The sequence below is a fragment of the Emticicia sp. BO119 genome (assembly GCF_013912375.1).
Classification (GTDB): Bacteria; Bacteroidota; Bacteroidia; order Cytophagales; family Spirosomataceae; genus Emticicia.
Map to the genome: position 1 here is coordinate 459,451 of NZ_JACETV010000003.1, position 23,021 is coordinate 482,471.

Genomic DNA, 23,021 nt, shown 5'->3' on the forward strand with positions numbered 1-23,021 from the left:
CAACATTGCTGGCTTTTTGTTTCTGGGGGCAAAAATAGAGTTTGCAGAAAAGATCAGGTCATCATATTGGTTTATGTTTTGGTTAAGATTTAATAGATAATAGGTAATAAATTTAATTTTTGTTTCGTAGAGACGTATGCCATTTCTTTTATTTACACCCCATCCCGCTCAACAGAATAGTTGTGCCCTTTACTTCGTAGGTTGCTCCTATAGCTGCACAGATAATGTCTAACTTGGTATAGAGGGTCTGGTGTGTAATATCGGCCGTCAGCAGGCAGTTATTAATGGCTTCGTTTTCGACCAATATATCAACCCCATATGCCTCACGAAGCTTGTTAAGTACTGCTAATACGGGGGTATCATCAAACTCAAAAAAGACTTTGGTATCCTGTATTTTCGGGGTCTGAATAACCGGATTTCTGACGATATTGGTTACAAAAAGGTTACTTTCGGCAAAAAATGTAACCTTATGGTTGGGTGTCAATACTACTCCGTTGGTCTGGTTATCTTTGCTGAGACTGCTGTTTTCTTTTTCGTAGACCGACACCCTGCCCGATACTACTTCTACTTCTATTTTTTTTATGCCATCAATACTTTTTACATAAAAGCTTGTACCTAATACTTTGGTGGTTACATTGCCGGTATAAACAAAAAAGGGCTTTGCCGGATTTTTCTGTACTTCAAAAAAGCCCTCGCCCTCTAAATACACTTCCCGACTCAGTTCGCCGAACTTCTCGGGGTAGTGTAATTTGCTTTGGGGCTGTAAGGTAACCTGGCTACCATCTTCCAGCGCAATTTTCATGGCTTTGCCAGTGCTGTTGGTGGTCTGCATCATACCTTCGAGCGAAGCAGGGGTATGCACTGCAACGGACGGTTCTATATTTCTTTTGAAGTAAAAGGCCAATACCACACCAAAAACAAGGAGAACTGAGGCGGCAATAGTTACCATTCTGTTCCGGTTATGGAATATACTGAATGTTCGTTGGACGTCTGTTGGCTGAAGCCATTCGCCTCTGGTATGCTTTCTTATTTTTTGCCATAGCTGTTCTTCCAGCTCTGCGGCGTTCCACTCGGCAGTGGGTGTTTCATCTAATAAGTCATACCATTGCTCTACTACCTTTTGTTCGGCAGCGGTGCATTGTCCGTTCAGGTATTTATTAAGTAGTAGTGCGAAAGATTGGCGGTTCATGATTTTGGGGTGGTTTTGTGTATAAGTCAAACAAGTAGCAAGCCACCGCAAATAGTTTTATTATTTCTTTGAAAATTTATATAAAAATGATGGATTTTATAAATTTTCTTTATATAGTGCAAAATTATTATTTTAGTGAGTTATCATAAATTTCAAATTGGTTAATTACATTTACAACACCTAATAAATCATTATGAAAATAGCCCTACTATTATCCCTTTTCATCTCGCTGAATGGGTTTGCGCAATCGCCTTATATAGTCGTATTGGGTATAGCGCAGGATGGAGGCTACCCGCAGGCAGGGTGTAACAGGGAGTGTTGCAAGGCCGTGTCTGACCGGAATATTCTGCCTCAATGGGTATCGTGTCTGGCATTGATTGACCCACAGACAAAACAAAGATGGATTTTTGATGCCACACCTGATTTTAAAGAACAATTACAGTTATTGAAAAAGGTTACAAAAAATAACTCAAACGATATAGACGGTATCTTTCTGACTCATGCACATATCGGTCATTATACAGGGCTTATGAATCTGGGCCGGGAGGTAATGGGGGCTTCGAATGTGAAAGTATATACAATGCCCCGCATGAAAAGCTATCTTGCAACCAATGGCCCGTGGAGCCAGTTGGTAAATCTGAGAAATATTGATTTAACCGGTATTGCAGAAAACAAGACCATTGAATTAAACGAGCATATCAGCATCCAACCCTTTTTAGTGCCACACCGTGATGAGTACTCGGAAACGGTGGGGTTTCAGATAAAAACTGCTCAGAAATCGCTGATTTATATTCCTGATATTGATAAATGGCAAAAATGGCAAGAGAGTCTACCTCAGGTTATCAGAGAAAATGACTTTGTATTAATTGACGGAACATTCTATAAGGACGGAGAAATAAACAGACCTATGAGCGAAGTACCCCACCCATTTGTAACTGAAAGTATCGAACTTTTAAAAGATTTACCAATCAGTGAACGGAACAAGGTGTATTTTATTCATCTGAATCATACGAATCCGCTTTTAAGAAAAGAGTCAGCGGCCTATAAAAGCCTGACAAAACAAGGGTTTAAGGTAGCCTATCAGGGGTTGAGAATTGGGATGTAATTGATATAGCAGACAATTAAAGTGCCATACACAAAATAAGGCATTCAAGAATCATGAATTCCTTCAAATGTACACGCAGGGTTCTAATGCCCTGGGTAATGTGATACTCGACGGTGCGTTCAGGGATAGATAATTGCTCAGAAATTTCTTTGACAGATTTGTATTCCAGCCGATTGAGGGTAAATATCTGACGGGTTTTATCGGGTAGTTTTTCAATACTTTTTTCAATAGCAGTCGAGAGTTCATTGAAGGCGATGGATTCATCAACAGTAACCGAAGACTCGGTTTTGTTCGCTGCATATTCCATAAATCTCTCCTGCAATATCTGGCGTTTGATATGGTTGATAATAAGGTATTTTAATGAAGTATTGAGATAGGCTTCCAGGTTTTCAATTATTCCCTTATCCCGTTTTTCCCATAGACTAATGAACAAATCCTGTAATAATTCTTCGGCTATCTCTTTAGACTGAATCTTGAACTGGGCTGTACGGAGTAGTTTACTGAAATACCTTCTGTAAATTTCCTCAAACGCCCCCTCGTCTCCTACTAACAGGAGCTTCACCAAGAGTTCGTCGCTGAGTAATTTGTATTCCATAGGTTAGAGAATGAAATACAAAGGTAACTGAATTTTGTGAATGTCCTGAAATTTGATTTACCCGATCGAATGATTTTGATACTATAATAATTATTTACTGGTCTGCTTAACCATAAAACCCTAAAAGCAGGTAAATCAAATTTCCAGATAAATTTTCTCAATCACACCCTCCATTTTTTGCAGTAAATACGCTGCCTGTACTGGCCGAAAATCCGGCGGTTAATTCTACGAATTGGGCCTGATAGATGACAGTGGCTGCATTCGGAATGGTGTTGGCACCTATGGATATTACGCTGACTGATGCCTTCTGGTCGGTGGTAGTTGTGCCTGTCGGGGTAAGTGCGGATGGGCAGGGAGACCCTGCAATTTTATAGAGAGCAGTGCTGTTATTGGTACCCATTGCCCAGAAATACAGGTTGTTTCCCATTATCACATAGCTTTGTGTAACAGACCCGGCCAGGCCAGGCACTAAATCCTGTATTAATGAGATAGTATTAGAGGTATTCATGCTTCGGGGTTCATAACCACTGGTATTATCACCCCCAAACAGATACATCTGATTGTTGAAAACCTGAAAACCAAAGGGTGCTCCTCCCCCGCTGCCGGGTAGCATATCCTGTACTAAGGTTGTACCTGCGGCTGTGCCATCGCTCTGCCACATTTCATAGCCCGTAGTACCATCTAAGGCTGTAAAATAAAGTTTATTGTTAAAGACGGTAAAACCAAAAGGCGCGGCATCGGTAGTCGGGTTGATGTTCTTTACTTTTTGAGTAGTTGTCCCATCGGTTTTCCAGAGCGTAAATGCTCCTACAAAGCTCTGCGCCAGTGTGCCATCGTCGGCTGCAAAATAGAGAGTGCCATTCATCTCTGTAAAACCATAGGGGTTGCTATTTGGCCGAAGCACAGAGCTACTGATATTATACACAAGGGTTGTTCCGGCACCCGTACCGTCAGTCCGCCAGAGTTCTATACCGTTGGTAGCGTCTCTTGCCCCAAAATAGAGTTTATTGTTGTAGACTGTCAGCCCGTAAGGGTCAGAGGAGGTTGAGCCTGAATAAATGTCTTTTACCATAATAGTATTGGCGGCGGTTCCGTCTGTAACCCATAATTCATTACCGTTAGATCCATCAGAAGCAGCAAAATAGAGCAGGTTATTAAAAATAGTAAAGTTTTTAGGCAAAGCACTATTGATGCCCGCATTGATATCCTTTACCATCATTGTTCCTATATCTGTTCCGTTGGTTACCCACAATTCAATCCCTTCTGTCGAATTATTAGTGGCAAAATACATTTTCCCGTTATAGACCGTCATATCTGTTGGCCCTGTGGTTCTGACGGTGGCATCTATGTTTTTCAACAGGGTTGTTCCGGCTATTGTACCATCAGTTTTCCAGATTTCTCTTCCGTTAACAGGGTCGTACGCTGTAAAATAGACCGCACCATTGTAGAGCGTAAAGCCATTGGGATCGGAGCCGCCAACACCCGTATTAATATCTTTCAACCTGAAAGTACCTGCCTGTGTGCCATCAGTTACCCAGGGTTCTGCGCCTGCGGTGGGGTCGGTGGCGGTAAAGAATATTCTATTGGTAGTGGATATCCAGAATTTTGCCTCGCCGGCACTGCTGCTAAACGAAGGATAAAGTTGCTTGCTGATGATGGTTTCAACGGAAGCACTACTGGGATTTGTATCTTTTAAAAGTGAAATAGTAGAGCCATCAGACATCCAGGGCTCAGAACCGTTGATCAGATTATTGGCTTTGAAGTACACCTTGTTATTAAAAACATAGAGTTTAGACGGGAAACCGTTGTAATACAAACCTGAAGCAACACCTGGCTGGAGGTCGCCAACCATTACAGTATTTGCTTCTGTGCCATCGGTCTTCCAGAGTTCAGAGCCATTGATGCCATCGTTTGCTACAAAAAACAAGAGATTATTGGCAACTGCCAGACTTGCCCGAAACGGGTTTTCGGTAATGCTGCCTGAGCCTGCCCGTATATTTTTGACTAATGAAGCATTACCGACAGTACCATCGCTTTGCCAGAGTTCTTTACCATTGATGCCATCGTCGGCCAGAAAGAAAAGTGTTGTGCCTTTGGCCGTGAATCCAATGGGGTTAGATGAGGCAAATGAATTATTAATATCTTTTAGCAGAACTGTACCTACGGTAGTTCCATCGGTTACCCAAACCTCTGTTCCGTTCAAATCGTTGGTAGCAGAAAAAAACAGTTTTGCACCCATAGCTGTAAATTCTTTGGGTGATGAGCTGCTTGTTGGGTGAATATCTTTCAGCATAAATGTATTGACTGCCGTTCCGTCAGATACCCACAATTCAGTATTATTGTTGGCATTGGTGGCAGAGAAATAAATTTTATTATTGAATACCGCAAAATTATCGGGCGATGAAGAGGCAGTTGAAAAAGTAGTATTGATGTCTTTTAGTTGCACCGTTCCGCCGGGAGTGCCATCGCTTACCCATAGCTCTATGCCCGTGCTTCCGTCGTTGGCGGCAAAATAGAGTTTATTATTCATCACAACCTGATTGGTGGCAATGCTATGATTATATTCTGTGGAAATCATTGAGGTAGTTCCGGCCAGAGTACCATCGGTTACCCATAGTTCTTCAACACCTGTGCTAAGGTCGGTGGTCCAGAAAAAGGCTTTGGTAGTGCCAACCACCAGATTTTTTACAAATTTCGGATAGAAACTTTTCACCAGGCTTGTTCCGGCATTGGTACCATCAGATACCCAAACACCCGTAGGAAATGCAAAAGTAGAGGAAGGGTCGTTGCCAATGAAGAAAAATCTGGTAGAAGTGCCTCCGAAATTACTACCTGTAGCTATATTTTTGATGGCCTGTGTGCCTGCGGATGTGCCGTCTGTCGACCATAAGGCACTATATGGCGAGTTGACAATGCTGAAATAATTATGCTGACTACTGAAATACATCTTTAAATTCCAGACCAGAAAACCATCGGGCTCGGCTCCGGTTGTCGGAATCTGCACGTTGGCAACCAGACTGGCCTGCCCGGAAACCTGAGTACTTGTGGCAAGTATCAAAAAATAAAAAAAGTAAGATTTAAAGGATAGATTTTTCATGGAAGATGGGTATTGTATTTCTACATACAAAGTACTGTTTTACAACAATACATGTAAATCTACAAACCCCTACATTTCCTCTACAGGAAACCCTGTATTTCTTTAAAGAGGAATATGTAGGGAAACCTACATTTTACCTTAAACGCTTGGAAATAAAGGTATTCTGAGTGTATCTTTTGGGAGGAATTGAATGTTGAACAATGGTCTTTTCAGTAGAGCAATACGTCTCTACGGAATTTACCCTTTACCATATCCCATTTCTCTTAATTGAGAAAATTAAATACCTAACCCCATGCCAAGAGTTCTCCTCTTATTATTTTACTGCTTCTCTTTTCAGGTTGTTTCAGCTCAAACGACCAATAAAACCCTTGATTCGTTGCAGGTTGCCCTTGAAAACCTGAAAAAAGAAAATCCTTCCATCGAACGGGATTCATTAATTATTATGAATCTCAGAGATATAACCTATGAAATACCTGCCGGAGACACAGCACAGTATAACGCCCAGAAACGGTATTTTCAGCAACTTCTGGCATTTACACCATGGGACAAGGCACAGGCGCATTATGATTTCATGAGTGGTACGATGCATCTATTTACCAATGAATTATACGCAGCTTTTTATGATCTGGAGCGAGCGATGCTGGCTTTCAGACAACAGAAGGATTATGAAAATTATCTGAGAGTCAACAATAAGTTTATTCCGTTGATGAGTTGGAATATGATTGAAAATGATATTCCTGAAGAGGCTCAACAGCGGTATCTGCAATACATTAAAGATGCTCTATCTTTGCCTCAGGTGAAAAAAGATACAGCCGTATGGGCCAATATCCAGATTACGCTCGCAGGATACTATATTTTTGTATTAAAAGACTACCAGAAATGCTATGAGAATGCCGGAGAAGTGATACAACTGATAGAAAAGAAAAACCGCCTTAAGTGGTTTGATTATTACTATATCAGCAAATTAGGGCAAAGCCTGAGCCTGTTGAATATGGGTAAAGAAAAACAAGGGCGAGCGATGCTCAATGAGATTATTGCAGTATGCCAGCAAAATAAAAACCTTAACGAAGCCAAATATGTTCTGAGCCAGATCGGGGCTTTTGCAGGACGCTATTATTTAGCAAAGAAAGACTACGCTAATGCGCTTCAACTCTCACTTATGGGTGAGCAGAATGCCAATTTTCTGAATTTCCCCTACTATAATAATATTCTGAACCAAACGCTTTACCAGACCTACAAAGCACTTAACCAGCCTGCCAAAGCCTTTACTTATTTAGAAAAAGTAAAGAAATATGAAGATGATGCAGAAGCCCGAAAACTGAACCAGAACTTTGGTGAATGGCAGATAAAATATGAAGATGAAAAACAGAAAAACCAGATAAAGACCCTTGAAAACGAGAACCTGAAACGTGGCAACGAACGAGACGAATGGATTCGGAACACATTGACTATAAGCCTGTTGATAGGGCTTGGCCTGGTAGCCTATGTATTTTATAATAACAAGCAGTTGAAAATCAAAAACGAAGAACTCAAGACCAAGAATGACGAGATTTCGGGGGCGATGTTTAAAGGACAAACCCTTGAGCGAAAACGCGTAGCCTCTGAACTACACGATAATCTGAACACCAAAATTGTTGCCCTGAAATGGCGGTTTGAAGCGTTGGATACCTCGAAATACAGCGAACATGACCGTAAGGTACTATCAGATTTTGTAAAGGTATTAGATGATATTTATATGGATGTCAGACTGATTGCCCACAACCTCTTACCTGTAGAACTTGAAACACAGGGCTTACCAGTAGCCCTGCAAAAACTGCTGAACAATATCAGCAACCGACACATCAGTTTCCATTTTCTGACTGAAGGGGTTACACACAGGCTTGAACCCCAACTGGAACATGAACTTTATAATATTGCCCTGGAACTCATCAATAATATTCTGAAACATGCCCAGGCCACACAGGCATGGATAAGCCTGACACAGCAGGATGACAGAATCTCGCTGACGGTATCAGACAACGGCAAGGGAATAGATTTAGACCAGAATATGAATGGCGTAGGCTTGCGGAACGTACACTCAAGAGTAGATAATCTGAACGGACGTGTACAGATAACCCGACAAAGCACACATGGCACGAATGTACAGGTTGATGTAACGCTTTAAATCAGGCGGTACTTAATGGCGTATTTGATAATACCAATGGTATTCTTTACACCTAATTTCTGTAAAATATTATGGCGGTGATTTTCAACCGTGCCTACGCTGATAAACAGGCGGTCGGCAATCTGAGAAGAGGACAACTCCTGGGCAATGAGTTTTACTATCTCCAACTCACGCAGGGTCAGGGCTTTAGGCTCTGGGTGAATTTCTTCTGCCGGACTTGCATTGAATGAGACGGGAGTCAGCAGTTCTTTCAGAACAGCTTCGCTGAAATACTTCTCTCCTGCGGCAATAGTAGTGAGTGCCCGTTCGAGTTCGGTACGATTGGCTTTTTTGGTAACATAGCCGGATATACCTGCCTGAAACGCATGGCGGATATTCTCGGCCTCGTCGTTGACTGTCAGCATCAGAATTTTCAGATTCGGATATTGGTTACGAAGTTTCAAGGTAAGGTCGATACCTGTCAGGTAAGGCATATTCATATCGCTTACAAGCACATCAATTTCGTAATTTTCCAGGAAATCCGGTACTTTCCGGCTGTCGTACAGGGTTCCGACCACTTCCATATTCGGGATAGAGGAAATCAACAAGGATAAACTATCCAATAGAATCTGGTGGTCGTCTACAATGAGGATTCGGATGGGCATTGCAGTTTTGGGTTAGAGGGCTATAATTGTTGAGTTCAAAACTAATGAATTGTTGGGGTATAGGCAATTGTTTGGGTGATTTAGTTGCGTGCTGAAGATTAAGGATTACAAATCAGGTGGGGAATTATCGGGTGAAGGATAGGGCTTTTGAGAAAAATGTTTCTATTTAAGAATCTAAGGATTGATGGTTTAATGCGTTTTGAAAAAATTATAAAGTATCGTAGTCTGGCTAAAGCCAATACAGCTCGTTGATACTGCCAATTGCAATATTTAAAAATGGTCGGACACCACACAGGGCTATTAATTCAGGCTATTTTATTAATTTTTTGAAGAGTTTCACCTGATGTTTTTCCTTATCCTGCTCAAAGAAGACTGTGTAATTCCCAGATAGGAAGCCAAATAAGAAAGCGGAATACGGTTAGCCAGTTTAGGAAACTTTTCAAGAAAAGACAGATAGCGTTCTTTGGCATTTTCGGTCATCATCGGGCTAATTTTATTTACTTTTTCAGCTAAACTCTTGGCAGTTATCTTGGCCACGATGTTGTCCCATTCTATAATTGTCATAGATAGTTCTTTCATGGCACTTTTTGAAAGTGAAAGGTAGTTACAATTTGTTATGGCCTGTACGTATTCAGTCGATGGGATTTCCTGGTTATAGCTGTTGATATCTGCCAGAAAATTATTTTCATCAATAAAATACTTGGTTATCTCATCGCCTTTGTTGTTGTAATAACAAACCCGCATAATACCCTCTGTCAGAAAAATAACCTCACGTGGTATTTTTCCTGCTTCATGGAAATACTCATCTTTTCTGATTTCTTTGCGCACCGCTTTGCTCAAAATCAAATCAATCTGTTGCTTGTTCAGATGCCCGAATTGCAGTAAATAATTAATCATTGCTTCCATAGAAAAACTATTTCAGTTGACTCATGATTAGTTTATCAAACAATTTATCTGAGAGAATTTTTCTGAAAAACAGTAATAATTTTGCCCCAGCAGCACCTGCATATCTTGTTCTGGGATTGTGGGCTTCGATTGCTTCTTTGATAAGTCTGGCAATTACGATCGGATCGGAAGCTTCATTTCCTACTTTTCCATAAAAACCGGTAATACCTCTTGCCAGTTTATTATATACTGTATTGCCCGAAACGTGCATCAGATAGTCTCCGCCTAATGCTGACATTTCTGACTTTACGCCCCCGGGTTCAATTACAATCACGTCAATTCCGAAGGGTTTTACCTCTTTCCGAAGGGCATCGCTCAAACCCTCAATAGCAAATTTACTGGCATGATACCACGCCCCCATAGGTAAGGTCATTTTACCCCCAACCGACGAGATATTGATGATTTTCCCGTAATGATTTTTTCGCATAGCAGGCAATACCAATTGTATGAGACGAGCCACGCCAAAAACGTTTACTTCCATCTGATACTTTGCATCAGCTATTGGCACATCTTCGAGCGCACCATAATTGCCAGAACCAGCATTATTGATGAGAATATCTATTTTTCCTGCTTCTTTGAGCATCTGTTCAACACACGCAACCAGGCTTTCTTCTTTGGTCACATCCAGATAAATCGGGTGTATGCCATAGGTTGTCAGGCCTTGCATTTTTTCAGTTCTGCGAGCGGCTCCATAAACTTTATAGCCATTTTGTGCCAGATATATAGCAGTAGCTTTGCCAATGCCTGATGAAGCGCCTGTAACTAAAACCGTCTTTGCCATATTTTCACTTTTTTGAATTAACTAATTATCTGGCAAAGATGATTAAACAGTAACTATTTTTTTTTGCCATTTGGCAAAAAGTGAGGTATCCGAGATGGTAATATGGTTTTGTGCCTATGGAGGTAACCCAAGCGACTCCACATAAAAAACTATACACCAATCGGCTCATACTCAAGAATGAGCACGCCGTTGGATAATATCTGAGCGTGTTTGAGGCTGAATTTCTTTAATTCGCGGCTATCATCAAAAATCCTTAGTCCACCGCCAATTGAAAGAGGAAATATCATCAGCCGTAACTCATCTACAAGGTTGTGATGAAGCAACGATTTGACGAGCGTGGCACTACCATAAACGAGTATATCACCCCCATCGGTTTTCTTTAGCTCTGCTACCTCTTTGGCTACATTGCGCAGAATATGGCTGTTATGCCAATCTGCTTTTTCAAGGCTTGTTGATACTACATATTTCGGATACCGGTTGATAGGGTCGCCGAAGGTATTATCTGTCGAGTTGGGCCAGTATCCGGCAAATTGTTCGTAGGTGTTTTTGCCTAAGAGTAAGGCATCTACACTATGAAGTTCTTTAACTTTATATTCCCCGGTTTCGGGTGCGTCATATTTAAACTCCCAGCCACCATGTGGGTGAGGGGTTTCGTTGCCGCCCGGTGCTTCAATGACGCCATCGAGCGTCATAAATTCAGTAACGATAATTTTTCGCATGGTCTTTTTTTAGTAAAATTAGCGAAAGTTATTTTACTTGACAGGGGGCAAAAACGACATTCAACAGGGGAAAATACGCTTTTTTGAGAATATCCTTCATGAGTGCAGGGAATTGTTGCACCTGATTACAAAACCTTTGTATATTTACATTTTACCACATTACCCACAATTAATGAAAAACCTTCTCCTTAGCCTCTGTATGATGGTATTTACAAACTGCCAGGCACAGCAGGTGGATAACCTACTTATCAAAGAATTAAAAGATAAAATCGCTGACAAAACCTATCCTAAAATCGATGCTATTGTTGTGAAACAGGGTGATGAAATTATTGTTGAAGAATACTTTAATGGATTCAGAAAAGACACTCCACATGATACACGTTCGTCTTTCAAATCCATCACAAGTATTCTGGCAGGCATTGCCATTGACAAAAAACTGATGTCAGTTGATGATAAGATCGGGCGTTTTTTCCCTGAATTAAAAAATGAAGCTAAACGTAATATCAGTATTCAGAATCTATTAGAAATGCGGTCGGGTCTGAACTGTGAGGAGTTTTATGATATTGGCCCTGAATGCGAGGATAAAATGTCGGAAACTGACGATTGGATAGCTTACTGTCTGGGCGTTGATTTGATCAGGACACCCGGTGTGAACTGGTCTTATAATTCTAATGAACCCATGCTTGTGGGAGAAATTATTGCACGAGCCAGTGGAATGACCGTGGTAGAATTTGCCAGACAAAATCTTTTTGAACCTTTGGGGATCAAAGATTATAAATGGACGCTCTCGCCCAAAGGTCAGGCACAGACGGCTGGTTCATTTTATATGAAGCCTGCGGATATGCTCAAAATCATTGAACTGGTGAAAAAAAAAGGCCATTGGCAAGGCAAGCAGGTTGTAAGTGCAGACTGGATAGAAAAATCTACCAATTGCCATATTCCTATCGACTTTTCGTTTGTGCGATATTCAAAGATGCCGGAGGCAAAATACGAAAGTGCACGCTATGGTTTTTTCTGGTATAAAGAGAAGCTGACATACAAAGACATCAAAACAGAGGTATTGTTTGCCTCAGGCAATGGCGGGCAATACATCATGTACCTACCTGACTATAACCTGACGGCGGTGTTTACAGGCAGCAACTACGGCAACTGGAGGGGTAAACTTCCTTTTGAAATATTGCTGAAATATATTATTCCGGCGGTTGAAAAAGGGAAAGACAAATGATTGAAACTGTCAGGTAATCTTTGCTGTAAATACAAACCCTGGGTTTTGTTAACCCCCACCTAAAGCCGGGGGTTAACTATTGATTCAGTATTGAAGACCCTGAAATCTTTTTACCGGGTTTTAAACAGCTTAATTGTAAAATCGAGTAATTGTATATTGCCGTAGGCACCATGGCCCGGAACGACAATCTTTACATTCGGGTAGGTCTTTTTAATTTTTTCTACGGTGTTCGACCATTCTGCTACGTTGGCATCGCCTAAATACCCTTTGCCTGCATCTACTTCTTTGATTAAACAACCGCCAAACATGACATTTTCGCTCGGGAAATAACCCACTACATTATCTTTGGTGTGCCCCTCGCCAAAATACTTTGCCACGATTATCTCTTTCCCTACTTTTAAAGTCAGTGAATCCTGAAAGCTGTTTTCTGGAACAGTATAATTGTTTTCTCTGGCCAGGTCAGTGGTTTTTATATTGGCATAAGAAGGAATATTCGCTGCATGAAAAACCTTTAGCCCGGCTAAACAATCGTTATGAAAATGGGTTGGAATAACGGCATTTATCTGGCAATGAAGCGATTCTTTCACCCATTTGATTAGTTCTTCCGAGCTTTTGTCGTTGGTAGGCGTATCAAAAATAATGGTTTCATTTCCGTTTCTGACTATAAGCCCATTACAGGGGACATTCCCGAAATCGTTGGTTTGTAAAAATGAAATATGCTGAAAAGCATTTTCGGCTATCTGATTCACTATCAGATTGTCGGATTTGTAAACTTCTTTAGGTTTAAATGTGGATTTTTTCTGGGCATTGCCATTAAAAACAGAGAGAGTACATACAAGGAGTAATAGCGTTTTTAGAATGGTTTTCATTTGTGTTTTTGGAGTTTTGCACGTTAATTTTTTAAAGAGCCGAAGCATTTGTAAAGTTAACGAATTTTGTCTGGTCATAGGATAGGTTTATGCAAATGTATTTTTGGGTAGAATACCTGTTTCAAAAAAAGGTGATTACTAAGATTATCATGAAAGTTTTTGTAACTTTTTTGATGGTTTACAGTACTTAACTATATAGTAGCACAAATCAACTAAAAGGCATTTTGATTCTGCCAGGCTTTAATTAATCATCATTCTATTACTTCTTTATCCGACCATACTTATGAAAGACTTTACAAACTTACACAAGAGAATATTGATTAAGCTATCCCTCATTTTTCTTTTTTTTACTCCCCTGATTTCAAAAAGTCAAGAAAATAAGTTAGTGTATGATGCAGTAAAAGAGGTATTTATAGTAAAGTTTAATAAAGGTGATTATAGTGGTATTTATTCACTTTTTGATGACGCTTTCCGCAACAAAATCTCTGAAAAAGTTTTAGTAAACTTCCTTAAGGGCAACCAGAATTCGGGCAGGATTTTAAATTCGTCTCTCCAATCTGTAGAAAAAGACAAATTTGTCTATCTACTGGAGTTTGAACTAAGAGAGATGCTGATGGATATACAATTAAATGAGAAGAAGCAAATACGCAGTTTTGGTTTAAGGAATGTATCTCCTCTGTATCTCACTGATGCACCGGCTGTACAAACAAATAATCTTAAAAAGACTGCTATTGATCAGGCCGTTGATTCGGCTGCGCGCGAATATTTTAAATTTGCCAACGCCACCAGTCTAAGTATCGGCATTATCAAAAACGGCAAAAAATATGAATATTACTATGGAGAAACTACCAAAGGGAATGGAAAAATACCTGATGCTGAAACCTTATATGAGATTGGTTCTATTACTAAAACATTTACAGCTACCTTACTGGCGCAAGCTGTTCTTGATAAAAAACTGAATCTGCACGACGATATAAGGAAATATCTGCCATCACTATTCTCGAATCTGAGTTTTAAGGATACACCTATTACTTTTCAGAGTCTGGCTAACCATACTTCTCGATTACCTGCCTTGCCCGCAGACATTGGCGATAAGCCCAACTATAATCCTGTAAGCCCTGAAGCGCATTATGATTCTTCTATGTTTTATCAGGCATTGCAAAAAGTAGTATTAGATACCATACCGGGGCATACATTTCTTTATTCCAATTGGGGTATCGCCTTATTGGGGCATATACTTGAAAATATCTATAAACAGACCCAGTCTGATTTGATTGCACGGTATATCACCACACCCTTAGGCATGAGGAACACCTTTTATTTAGAAAACATAGGTTCTAAAAAAGTAGCCTTGCCTCATAGCGAAAATGGGAAAACGCTTATAATAACCGACCAGGGGTATTTTGACCCGGCAGGAGGACTTTGTTCAACTTTGCCGGACATGCTTCGATATTTAGAGGCTCAACTACAAGAGCAGAATCCTGCTATCAGGCTTACCCATACACCAACAGCTAATAATATGGGGTTGGGCTGGGGTGTAAGAACGATAGAAGGTAAACGGGATTTTCAACATAATGGAAGTGAACAAGGCTCAACTGCACATATATCAGGATTTCCTGATAACCAGGGTGGTTGTGTTATTCTTATCAATAACAAGATCAATGCAGGCAAACTTATTAATAGTATTCAGGCTATTGTGAGAAGTAAAGCTTATGAATAATAGGTACACCCATGCTCCCTCGGAGTCTCCGTACGGCACGTAAAGTGCGCTGATTTGAAAGACTCAGGGGAGTATTAATTATTATTTATTTTCTTTCACACGTGTACCTTCCAAAGGATATGCTTCCAGTATATTGCCGGTGATATGGTCATCATCCTTTCTGGTCATAACCAGCACCGCATCAATATCGTTGGCGTGGTAATAAATGGTTACCTCATTATCTTTCACTTCCACTTTTGAAATTTTTGCAATTTCAGTTCCAGTTGCATCGTCTTTTACCACGCCTGCTAAGCCATTATCTTTTTTTTCAAGAATAATCAATCGTTTTAAATCTCCAATGGGCGTTCCTGGTATTGATATTTTCCATTTTCCCTCGAAGTAATCAACTCCGTTTTTGGTCTGTGCATTGACTTGCAGTGAGAACAGGAGGAAGACCAATCCTGCCAGGAATGTGCTTAGTTTTTTCATATAGGTTTTTTATGATATGAAATGTGTTTAATTTAGAAAAGTGCCTGTTTACTTTCTTCTATGAGTGTTGTATGGCCCTGCAAAAGGTATCTTAAACTTTTTTTAGGAAACGAAAATTAAAGCCTGACTTACAAAAAGTCCACATGCTGTCATATAAATGTTTATTGGATTGAAGTATTCCTGATTAAAGATAATGCAATATTTATAATTTTGTTGGCGTATTCAAATGATAAGAGTGAATGATGGTTTTATTGTATTAAATGTGATAATTAAAATAGTAGAATTAGCATATTTATGTAATATTATGGCTTGCTTAATATATGCCTTTATCTTTATATTATTAAACTGACAACCAATAATAAATCGGAAAAGATGAAATTACTTGTATTTATTTTTCTATTCTTCATCCAGATTAAAGTTATTTCACAAAGTTTATACGGGACTTCAATTCTTTATTGTATCTCTGATAAAGAGGTCATTATAGCTGCAGATACTAAAATCAATTTTACTACGCCACATAAAGACAGTTCACATATTAAAATTCAACACAACAACAATTTAAGTTGGGTTTATTCGGGTTTTAGTGCTATGGGTAATCAATTTGATGTGAATAAAATAATAAACTTAGTTGCGTCCAAAAAAAAAAGTTATCGGAATACTATTGATGAAATCGATACAAGAATAATAAATATATTGGTGAAGTGTGATTACATATTTTATAATAATACTGTACGTGACAGGATTCTTAAAAGAGAAGGCAAGATTCTTAAATTGTTATTTGTATCATTTGTTAATAAGAAAGTTCAATATGAAATTTTAGAATATATATTGGAACAGAAGGGAGGCCAAGAACAGATTACAAGTTATCTTATAGAAAATCAGGATTTACTAAATCACTCCCCCAACCGCGTGGTAATAGGGAGTATGGGAAAATATGATACTGATAACACAAAATACGTAACAGAAATAAGTAAATTAATTGATAAAAAGGCAAAGAATAGTCAATTTCCGACTGTAAAAATTAAAGGCTTTAGCACTTTTAAGGTTGATTCTTATGCTAAATTATTATATTATCTGGTTTATAGAACTTCTTTAAAATATCCATCCGAAGTAGGTAGACCTATTACTGTTTATAAGATTACTAATAATAACTTTCAATTGTTAATTAATAATTGAGAGAGGCTTTATTGTCTGGGGTCGAAAATAAGTTTGACTTAAGCTATTCCATTATTAGTCAAACTTAAACCACGGAGGGGCCGTGTTAAAGCACCTTTAATTATTTCCGCTTTATTCACTACCTACAATTTTCTCGTTACAATCTAAACATAAATTCACTAATTTTACCCCCACATAAGACCGATACCCGTCGGCCAGCACACTCTACTACAAAACACTCATGAGAAAAATCCTCTTTTTATGCTTGCTTGCAGGCATTACAATGGCCCAAACTCCTAAGCCTTATGGTGCTACTCCATCGGCCGACCAACTCAAATGGCACAAAATGGAATACTATGCTTTTGTGCATTTCGGGCCAAATTCCTTTACCGATAAAGAATGGGGCGATGGCACAGAAAAGGAAGAAGTTTTCAACCCAACGCAATTAGACTGCCGCCAATGGGCGCGCATCGCCAAAGCAGCAGGCATGAAAGGTATCATCATTACAGCTAAACACCACGATGGTTTTGCGCTCTATCCAAGCAAATACTCAACACATACCGTGAGAGAATCGAAATGGAGAGATGGGAAAGGCGATGTATTAAAAGAATTATCAGCCGCCTGTAAGGAATATGGCTTGAAAATGGGCATCTATATCTCTCCGTGGGACAGAAACCACCCGACTTACGGCACACCCGAATACAATCAGGTATATGTAAACATGCTGAAAGAAATCACAACCCAATACGGCGATTTGTTTGAAGTATGGTTTGATGGTGCCAATGGCGAAGGCCCGAACGGCAAAAAACAGGTTTATGATTTTCCGTTGTTCAATAAAACCGTGAAGACCTACCAACCACACGCCCTGATTTTCAGTGATGCCGGGCCTGACATTCGTTGGGTGGGTAATGAAAGAGGTTTTGCCGGAGAAACCTGCTGGAGCACCATCAATGGCGCACAACTGTTCCCGGCCTACGACAAACCTAAACACCTGAATGTTGGTGACGAAAACGGAACACATTGGATTCCGGCAGAATGCGATGTATCTATCCGCCCGGGTTGGTTTTATCACAAAGCTGAAGACGACAAAGTAAAAACTCCGGCTGCTCTGATGGACATCTGGAATAAATCGGTAGGCAGAGGTGCCAATTTATTATTGAATATTCCGGTGGATGGTCGTGGTATTGTGAATGAAAACGACGAAAAATCGTTGATTGAATTTAAGAAAATGCGTGACGAATACTTCAGGAAAAATCTGTTAACTAAAGGCACGTTTACCAAAACAACTGGCGAAAACAGCATTGATATTAAGATGAATAAGGCACAGAGCTTTAACTGTCTGGTAGTACAGGAAGATATTCGTTACGGACAACGGGTGAGTGAGTTTGCCGTGCAGGTAAAAGAAAACAATGAATGGAAAACTGTGGCCACTGCCACTACTATCGGTCATAAGCGTATTGTGTATTTTCCGAGAGTCAACAGCAAAGAAGTGCGGGTGGCTATTCAAGGCACATTAGCCAGGCCATTGATTGCGAACGTAGAATTGTATGATACACCTGCGAATTAAACTGATACCTCATTTAAGATACAGAACATCGCAAAGCAAAACGCCTCATGAACTTAAGTTCATGAGGCGTTTTTGTAAAGATTTATTGTGTGCCTGCTATTCCATCGCCGCTTCTGCGTTAATATTTGCTTCGGCTAAGGCTGTAAGTTTCTGGTCAGCAGCCCCTTCTTCATCCAAAATCGTCTGGAGTACGTCAGCTGCCTCATGATACCCCAATAGACGTGCCACACTTCTCAGACTTCCGTAAGAACCTATTTCATAGTGTTCAACTTTTTGTGCCGCCATAATCAGACCACAGTCACGAACAAAGGTCCCTTCTTTGGTAGAATCAATTATTTCTTCTCCTTCATCAACCAGACCTTCCATAGCGGGGCAATGCTTGGCTTCAGCTTCTTCACCGATCAACTCAAACACCTTTTCTACTCTCAACACATGGCTTTCTGTCTCGGTCAGGTGCATTTCAAAAGCTGTTCTTAATTCCTCAGAGGTGGCTGCTTCTGCCATTTTAGGCAATGCTTCCGTAAGGTGTTGTTCTGCCCAATAAATGTCTTTGAGGCCATCGACAAACAATTCTTTCAGATTTTCATTTTCTTCTTTCGAGAAAATATCCCAGATACTTTTGCTTGAATTTTTCATGGTTCTGTTTTTTTTGTTTTCCGAAAAGGCAAAAAAAATATGCCATTCGGGCTGTGGCTCTGAATATACATAGTGATATAGAGAAAAATGCTCAAATCGAAACAATTACCTGCTTTATTGCAGAGAAAGATTTTCCACATCCAGCGGTGGCCTGATGTTTTACACATTAAGGTAATAGACTTTGAATAGTTAAGTAGCACACATTTTAAAAGTTGGGTCTATTTACATAAATAATAATTGCCATGAACAAATCTGTTTTTTTTCTCGCCGGCATTTGTGCCATTTTTCTTGTTTCCTGTACTTCAACCCGCATTACCAGTAGTTGGAAAGAGCCGGATAAAACGGTTACACTTAATAATCTGAATAAGGTATTGGTGGTGGCCATGCTTAAAGATGAAACCAGCCGCCGGAAGGCCGAAGACCAGATGAAAAAATATCTTAACGGAAAAGGGGTTGTTTCTTATAATTATCTTGACAGAAGCATCAGCGAACAGGATGAGCAGCAGATTTTAAATAAAATCAGAGCCGATAACTTTGATGGAGCCATTATCATGCGATTGATTGACGTTGATAAAGATGTTGACTATGTACCCGGCACTATTTCGTCATATCCTGTCTATTACCGTACTTTTGGTGGGTTCTACCGCAGAAGCTGGGTGTATTATTCTACTCCTAACCGATACTATTCAACCAAAACCTATACGGTTGAGGTGACTGTTTTTTCTATTAAAGACGACAGAATTATCTGGACAGGGCTGACGGAATCGACTGAGCCGGGCGGAGTTGATAAAATGACGCGGGAGGTAGCCAAAGTTGTGTACGACAGAATGGTTGAAGAAGGATTTATTACAAAATAATATATATTCATAGTGGGAAAGGCTCAGGACAGTTGATTGGACTGAGCTTTTTTTATAGGCAATAAGGGTTATTATATCTGGAACATATAATTCTATTCTTTATCTCTACTGTATGCTACCCATTATCAATAAAAAAGAAGTACTCTTTCATAGGGTAGGTTGAGTTTTGAGTCTTATCTATACTAAGCATTTCTTAAAAGCATATAAAACCATGTTAACTAAGGTTGAGAAAATTTCATCTTCTTTCTTTTATCTAACTATGCTTTTATCAAGTATATAATTTATTCTGACAAAACTGTAAAATTTATATTGGGCTGAATCAAAAACATACCTTTAAATAAAAAATCAGTCTTTGAAATAATAATTATGTAACTTAACCACATAGATTAATTCAAAACTAATTTAGACAGATGAAAGCACTAATACTAACTCTTATACTTTTTTTACCAATTATTGTTTACAGCAAGGAAAAAGCACCAGATACTAAACAAACCCCCTCTATTGATACCCACAAATCTTATTTCAATACTCCTTCACTAAACTCTGTCAATGACAGTCTGCTTTTTCAAGGGCTTATCTTTTCCAATAAAATTATTAGTAATGACTCAATTTTACTGACAATTTTAAAGAACGCTCCTTTATCAATATCTGCATCTGACAATATTTTCAGAGAAAACTACAAATCTGTGATAATTTCTTCATTAGCCTATAATAAAGCTAAATTTGATTATTATAGTAATGGTTACACACACCAGAGTAAAATTTTCAGTTTTCAACTATTTTCTTCTCAAATAATATTCTGGCTTGTAGTTGCTATTGTAATTTCAGGACTAATTATGTCTGGATTACAATTTTATAATTCATTCAAATCCGTAAAGTTACATAAGGAAGAAATGGAAGAAGAATCTCAGGATTATATAAGAGAAATTGAAAAAAAACTGCATTCAAATTTAGAAATATCTCTGAAAGGCATGAGGGTCAAAAACTCAATTATAGGTATTTTGATTCTATCAATTTCTCTGGCTTTCTTTTATTTGTATATGGTTTATATATATGCAATGTAACAAGTATAAATAAATCTGGTTCATCTTGTAAATACTGATGCAATATTCTGAAACAGGCTTGTACAAACCCGTTTCAGAATATTACGACTGGTTGCCACCCTTGAAATAACTCATTTGTTACGCGCCTGCAAGGTTCCGTCGGTGGTTAATTTCCCTCCAAAAACAGGAAACAGGCTCGCATCACCATAGTTTTTTATAGGTTTGATATTCTTAAGTACTTTCATATCAGTTTCCGAAATTTCAAAATCTAAGGCTGCATTCAGACGCATATGGTCAGGTTTGGCCGTTTTAGGCAATGGCAGTGTACCTAATTGCAGACAGTAACGAATGCACAACTGCGGGATACTTACACCATAGCATTGTGCCATAGCCGAAACCTCCTCGTTCTTTAACATTTCTCCATGAGCAACCGGAGAATAGGCCTCTATCAGAATGTCTTTACTCTGACAAAAAGTAATGAGGTCAAATGGTGTATTGCTTACGTGTACAAGAATCTGATTGACCATTGGTTTGACAGTGCAATGTGCCAGTATATTCTCCAGGTCGACCTCTTCAAAATTTGAAACACCTATGGCACGTAGCTTTCCGGCAGCATAGGCTTCTTCCAACGCCCGCCATGCTTCCAGATTACCTTCAAAGAAGTGTTCACCTTCTCGGAAGTCCGTCCAGGGCTGAGGGCTATGAATAATCATGAGGTCTATGTAGTCTAATCCTGTTTTTTGTAATGACCCCTCAATTGCGGCCACCGTTGCCGCATAATTCTTAATGGCGGCATCAAGTTTGGTTGTAACAAAAATTTCTTCACGTGGCACGCCACAGGTTCTGATACCCTCGCCAACGCCTCTTTCGTTGCCGTATGCTTGTGCGGTATCAATATGACGATACCCTATTGCAATAGCAGAACGAACCGCCTCTGTCGCTTTGCTATCTTCAATCATCCAGGTTCCGAGTCCTAACTTCGGAATCTCAACCCCATTTGACAGGGTAAATGTTTCATTTAAAATCATGACTAAATCTTGTTGTTTCGGATTAATAAAAATTTATGCGTCCCTTTTTTGTTGTAAGGAAGCAGCATTTGTACTCCTAATATTAAAGGAATAATGCATCGGGTTAATTTCCGTTTTATTTAAGCCCCTTGTACTCTTCATCAGAAACAGGATTTAACCATTGCACAATACCTTTATCAGTGTTTGGAAGGATATACATTTGTTGTAGCCCCACTTCTTCGCTTGCTCCGTGCCAGTGTAAGGTATTGGGTGGACATTTAATGACATCGCCTTTTCTGAGTGTCTGGCGGGGTTGTCCTTTTATCTGATGATAGCCTACTCCGTCTGTAATGATCAGTATCTGACCCGAAGGATGCGAATGCCAGTTGCTTCTGGCTCCCGGCTCGAAATACACATTGCCTATCACAGTTGTATAAACTGAGTCGTGCGGTACCAGTCCTGTATTCCAGGCTTTGCCGGTAAAGGTTGTAGAAGGGCCTAAAGCTCCTTTAGGAAATATCCCTTTTTCAATAGCATTAGCTGATTGCTTCCGTGAATTAACTGAGCAACTATGAAGTAAAATAACTAAAGCTGTCAATCCTGCTAATCTGATTTTTTTCATTTGATTATTTCTCATTGTTCTACTATTTTAATGTTCTATATTTTTCAGTATTCTTGCCGGAACGCCCCCTGCTATCGTATTGGCCGGAACATCTTTTGACACCACCGCTCCGGCAGCTACTACCGAGTTTTCGCCAACTGTTACGCCGGGCAGAATGATTGCTCCTGCACCAATCCATACATTTTTCTGAATATGAATAGATTTTAATTCAAGGGCTTTACGTTCTGAAGGTTTAACCGGATGGTTTTCGGTAATTAATTGAACATTAGGCCCTATCAATACATCATCATCAATAGTGATACCACCCAAATCCAGAAAAGTGCAGTTTTTATTGATGAAAGCATTGCGCCCGATATGAATAAACCGTCCGAAGTTAGTATGAAACGGTACAAAAACCGTTGTACTTTCATCAACTTTTTTATCAATTATTTTCTCTAAACACTTTCTTATCTGGTTCCTTTCTGTTGCGTTGTTGAGTTCGACAGACCATTGCATGGTTGTATTTACAACCTCAGTAATTTTATAATATTCGGGGTCATCGTATGTGATGATACCACCAGCAAGCATTCGTTCGAATATGGTCAGATGGTTTATTTGCATCGGGCAGACTATT

At 39.5% G+C, this 23,021-nt stretch carries 21 protein-coding genes; 8 read left to right on the plus strand and 13 right to left on the minus strand.

All coding sequences use genetic code 11. The features are described from left to right. Positions 1 to 148: 148 nt before the first annotated feature. Positions 149 to 1,189, minus strand: coding sequence for a FecR family protein (locus H1R81_RS13405; RefSeq protein WP_181841233.1), 1,041 nt, complete (start codon positions 1,187 to 1,189; stop codon positions 149 to 151). 193 nt (positions 1,190 to 1,382) lie between these two features. Between H1R81_RS13405 and H1R81_RS13410 the strand changes: the two genes are divergently transcribed. After that, entirely contained in the window at positions 1,383 to 2,294 is a 912-nt protein-coding gene (locus H1R81_RS13410) for an MBL fold metallo-hydrolase (protein ID WP_181841234.1), read from the plus strand. A 16-nt stretch (positions 2,295 to 2,310) separates the two neighbouring features. Here the strand turns inward: H1R81_RS13410 and H1R81_RS13415 are convergent, their stop codons facing one another. Next, positions 2,311 to 2,889 (minus strand): RNA polymerase sigma-70 factor, encoded by a 579-nt coding sequence (locus tag H1R81_RS13415; protein ID WP_181841235.1) that lies wholly within the window; start codon positions 2,887 to 2,889, stop codon positions 2,311 to 2,313. A gap of 157 nt (positions 2,890 to 3,046) precedes the next feature. Beyond that, on the minus strand, positions 3,047 to 5,986 hold the full coding sequence (locus tag H1R81_RS13420) for an ELWxxDGT repeat protein (protein ID WP_181841236.1): 2,940 nt from the start codon (positions 5,984 to 5,986) through the stop codon (positions 3,047 to 3,049). 292 nt (positions 5,987 to 6,278) lie between these two features. Here H1R81_RS13420 and H1R81_RS13425 point away from each other — a divergent pair, with 292 nt between their 5' ends. Then, the gene (locus H1R81_RS13425; RefSeq protein WP_181841237.1) at positions 6,279 to 8,150 is read left to right on the plus strand and encodes a sensor histidine kinase; all 1,872 of its coding nucleotides are present in this window, start codon (positions 6,279 to 6,281) and stop codon (positions 8,148 to 8,150) included. On the opposite strand, the gene H1R81_RS13430 is transcribed toward H1R81_RS13425, so the two are convergent. The 4 genes from H1R81_RS13430 to H1R81_RS13445 form a co-directional block, all read right to left on the minus strand. After that, on the minus strand, positions 8,147 to 8,794 hold the full coding sequence (locus H1R81_RS13430; protein WP_181841238.1) for a response regulator transcription factor: 648 nt from the start codon (positions 8,792 to 8,794) through the stop codon (positions 8,147 to 8,149). The genes H1R81_RS13425 and H1R81_RS13430 overlap by 4 nt on opposite strands. Positions 8,795 to 9,130: 336 nt before the next feature. Further along, the gene (locus H1R81_RS13435; protein WP_181841239.1) at positions 9,131 to 9,700 is read right to left on the minus strand and encodes a Crp/Fnr family transcriptional regulator; all 570 of its coding nucleotides are present in this window, start codon (positions 9,698 to 9,700) and stop codon (positions 9,131 to 9,133) included. A 7-nt stretch (positions 9,701 to 9,707) separates the two neighbouring features. Then, positions 9,708 to 10,520 (minus strand): oxidoreductase, encoded by an 813-nt coding sequence (locus H1R81_RS13440; RefSeq protein WP_181841240.1) that lies wholly within the window; start codon positions 10,518 to 10,520, stop codon positions 9,708 to 9,710. Positions 10,521 to 10,669: 149 nt separating this feature from the next. Then, entirely contained in the window at positions 10,670 to 11,239 is a 570-nt protein-coding gene (locus H1R81_RS13445) for a dihydrofolate reductase family protein (protein ID WP_181841241.1), read from the minus strand. A 172-nt stretch (positions 11,240 to 11,411) separates the two neighbouring features. On the opposite strand from H1R81_RS13445, the gene H1R81_RS13450 reads away from it, so the two are divergent. Continuing rightward, entirely contained in the window at positions 11,412 to 12,464 is a 1,053-nt protein-coding gene (locus tag H1R81_RS13450) for a serine hydrolase (RefSeq protein WP_181841242.1), read from the plus strand. Positions 12,465 to 12,574: 110 nt separating this feature from the next. Here H1R81_RS13450 and bla read toward each other — a convergent pair whose 3' ends face one another. Continuing rightward, positions 12,575 to 13,333, minus strand: a complete 759-nt coding sequence (bla, locus tag H1R81_RS13455; protein WP_181841243.1) for a subclass B1 metallo-beta-lactamase — start codon at positions 13,331 to 13,333, stop codon at positions 12,575 to 12,577. 283 nt (positions 13,334 to 13,616) lie between these two features. Here bla and H1R81_RS13460 point away from each other — a divergent pair, with 283 nt between their 5' ends. After that, positions 13,617 to 15,053 (plus strand): serine hydrolase, encoded by a 1,437-nt coding sequence (locus H1R81_RS13460; RefSeq protein WP_181841244.1) that lies wholly within the window; start codon positions 13,617 to 13,619, stop codon positions 15,051 to 15,053. 81 nt (positions 15,054 to 15,134) lie between these two features. On the opposite strand, the gene H1R81_RS13465 is transcribed toward H1R81_RS13460, so the two are convergent. Beyond that, entirely contained in the window at positions 15,135 to 15,521 is a 387-nt protein-coding gene (locus H1R81_RS13465; protein WP_181841245.1) for a hypothetical protein, read from the minus strand. 372 nt (positions 15,522 to 15,893) lie between these two features. Between H1R81_RS13465 and H1R81_RS13470 the strand changes: the two genes are divergently transcribed. Both H1R81_RS13470 and H1R81_RS13475 read left to right on the plus strand, forming a co-directional pair. Further along, positions 15,894 to 16,697 (plus strand): hypothetical protein, encoded by an 804-nt coding sequence (locus tag H1R81_RS13470; protein WP_181841246.1) that lies wholly within the window; start codon positions 15,894 to 15,896, stop codon positions 16,695 to 16,697. A gap of 220 nt (positions 16,698 to 16,917) precedes the next feature. Further along, on the plus strand, positions 16,918 to 18,243 hold the full coding sequence (locus tag H1R81_RS13475; protein ID WP_181841247.1) for an alpha-L-fucosidase: 1,326 nt from the start codon (positions 16,918 to 16,920) through the stop codon (positions 18,241 to 18,243). A gap of 96 nt (positions 18,244 to 18,339) precedes the next feature. Here the strand turns inward: H1R81_RS13475 and H1R81_RS13480 are convergent, their stop codons facing one another. Continuing rightward, complete coding sequence (locus H1R81_RS13480) at positions 18,340 to 18,879, minus strand: ferritin-like domain-containing protein (RefSeq protein ID WP_181841248.1); 540 nt, start codon at positions 18,877 to 18,879, stop codon at positions 18,340 to 18,342. A 242-nt stretch (positions 18,880 to 19,121) separates the two neighbouring features. Here H1R81_RS13480 and H1R81_RS13485 point away from each other — a divergent pair, with 242 nt between their 5' ends. Continuing rightward, positions 19,122 to 19,736, plus strand: a complete 615-nt coding sequence (locus H1R81_RS13485; protein ID WP_181841249.1) for a hypothetical protein — start codon at positions 19,122 to 19,124, stop codon at positions 19,734 to 19,736. A 410-nt stretch (positions 19,737 to 20,146) separates the two neighbouring features. Then, on the plus strand, positions 20,147 to 20,800 hold the full coding sequence (locus tag H1R81_RS13490) for a hypothetical protein (RefSeq protein WP_181841250.1): 654 nt from the start codon (positions 20,147 to 20,149) through the stop codon (positions 20,798 to 20,800). Positions 20,801 to 20,910: 110 nt separating this feature from the next. Here the strand turns inward: H1R81_RS13490 and H1R81_RS13495 are convergent, their stop codons facing one another. From H1R81_RS13495 to H1R81_RS13505, 3 genes are all read right to left on the minus strand, one after another. Further along, complete coding sequence (locus tag H1R81_RS13495) at positions 20,911 to 21,807, minus strand: aldo/keto reductase (protein WP_181841251.1); 897 nt, start codon at positions 21,805 to 21,807, stop codon at positions 20,911 to 20,913. 115 nt (positions 21,808 to 21,922) lie between these two features. Further along, positions 21,923 to 22,408 carry a cupin domain-containing protein gene (locus tag H1R81_RS13500; protein ID WP_181841252.1) on the minus strand — a complete coding sequence of 162 codons (486 nt, stop codon included), beginning with the start codon at positions 22,406 to 22,408 and terminating at the stop codon, positions 21,923 to 21,925. A 27-nt stretch (positions 22,409 to 22,435) separates the two neighbouring features. Continuing rightward, positions 22,436 to 23,008 carry a sugar O-acetyltransferase gene (locus tag H1R81_RS13505; RefSeq protein WP_181841253.1) on the minus strand — a complete coding sequence of 191 codons (573 nt, stop codon included), beginning with the start codon at positions 23,006 to 23,008 and terminating at the stop codon, positions 22,436 to 22,438. Positions 23,009 to 23,021 lie beyond the last annotated feature (13 nt).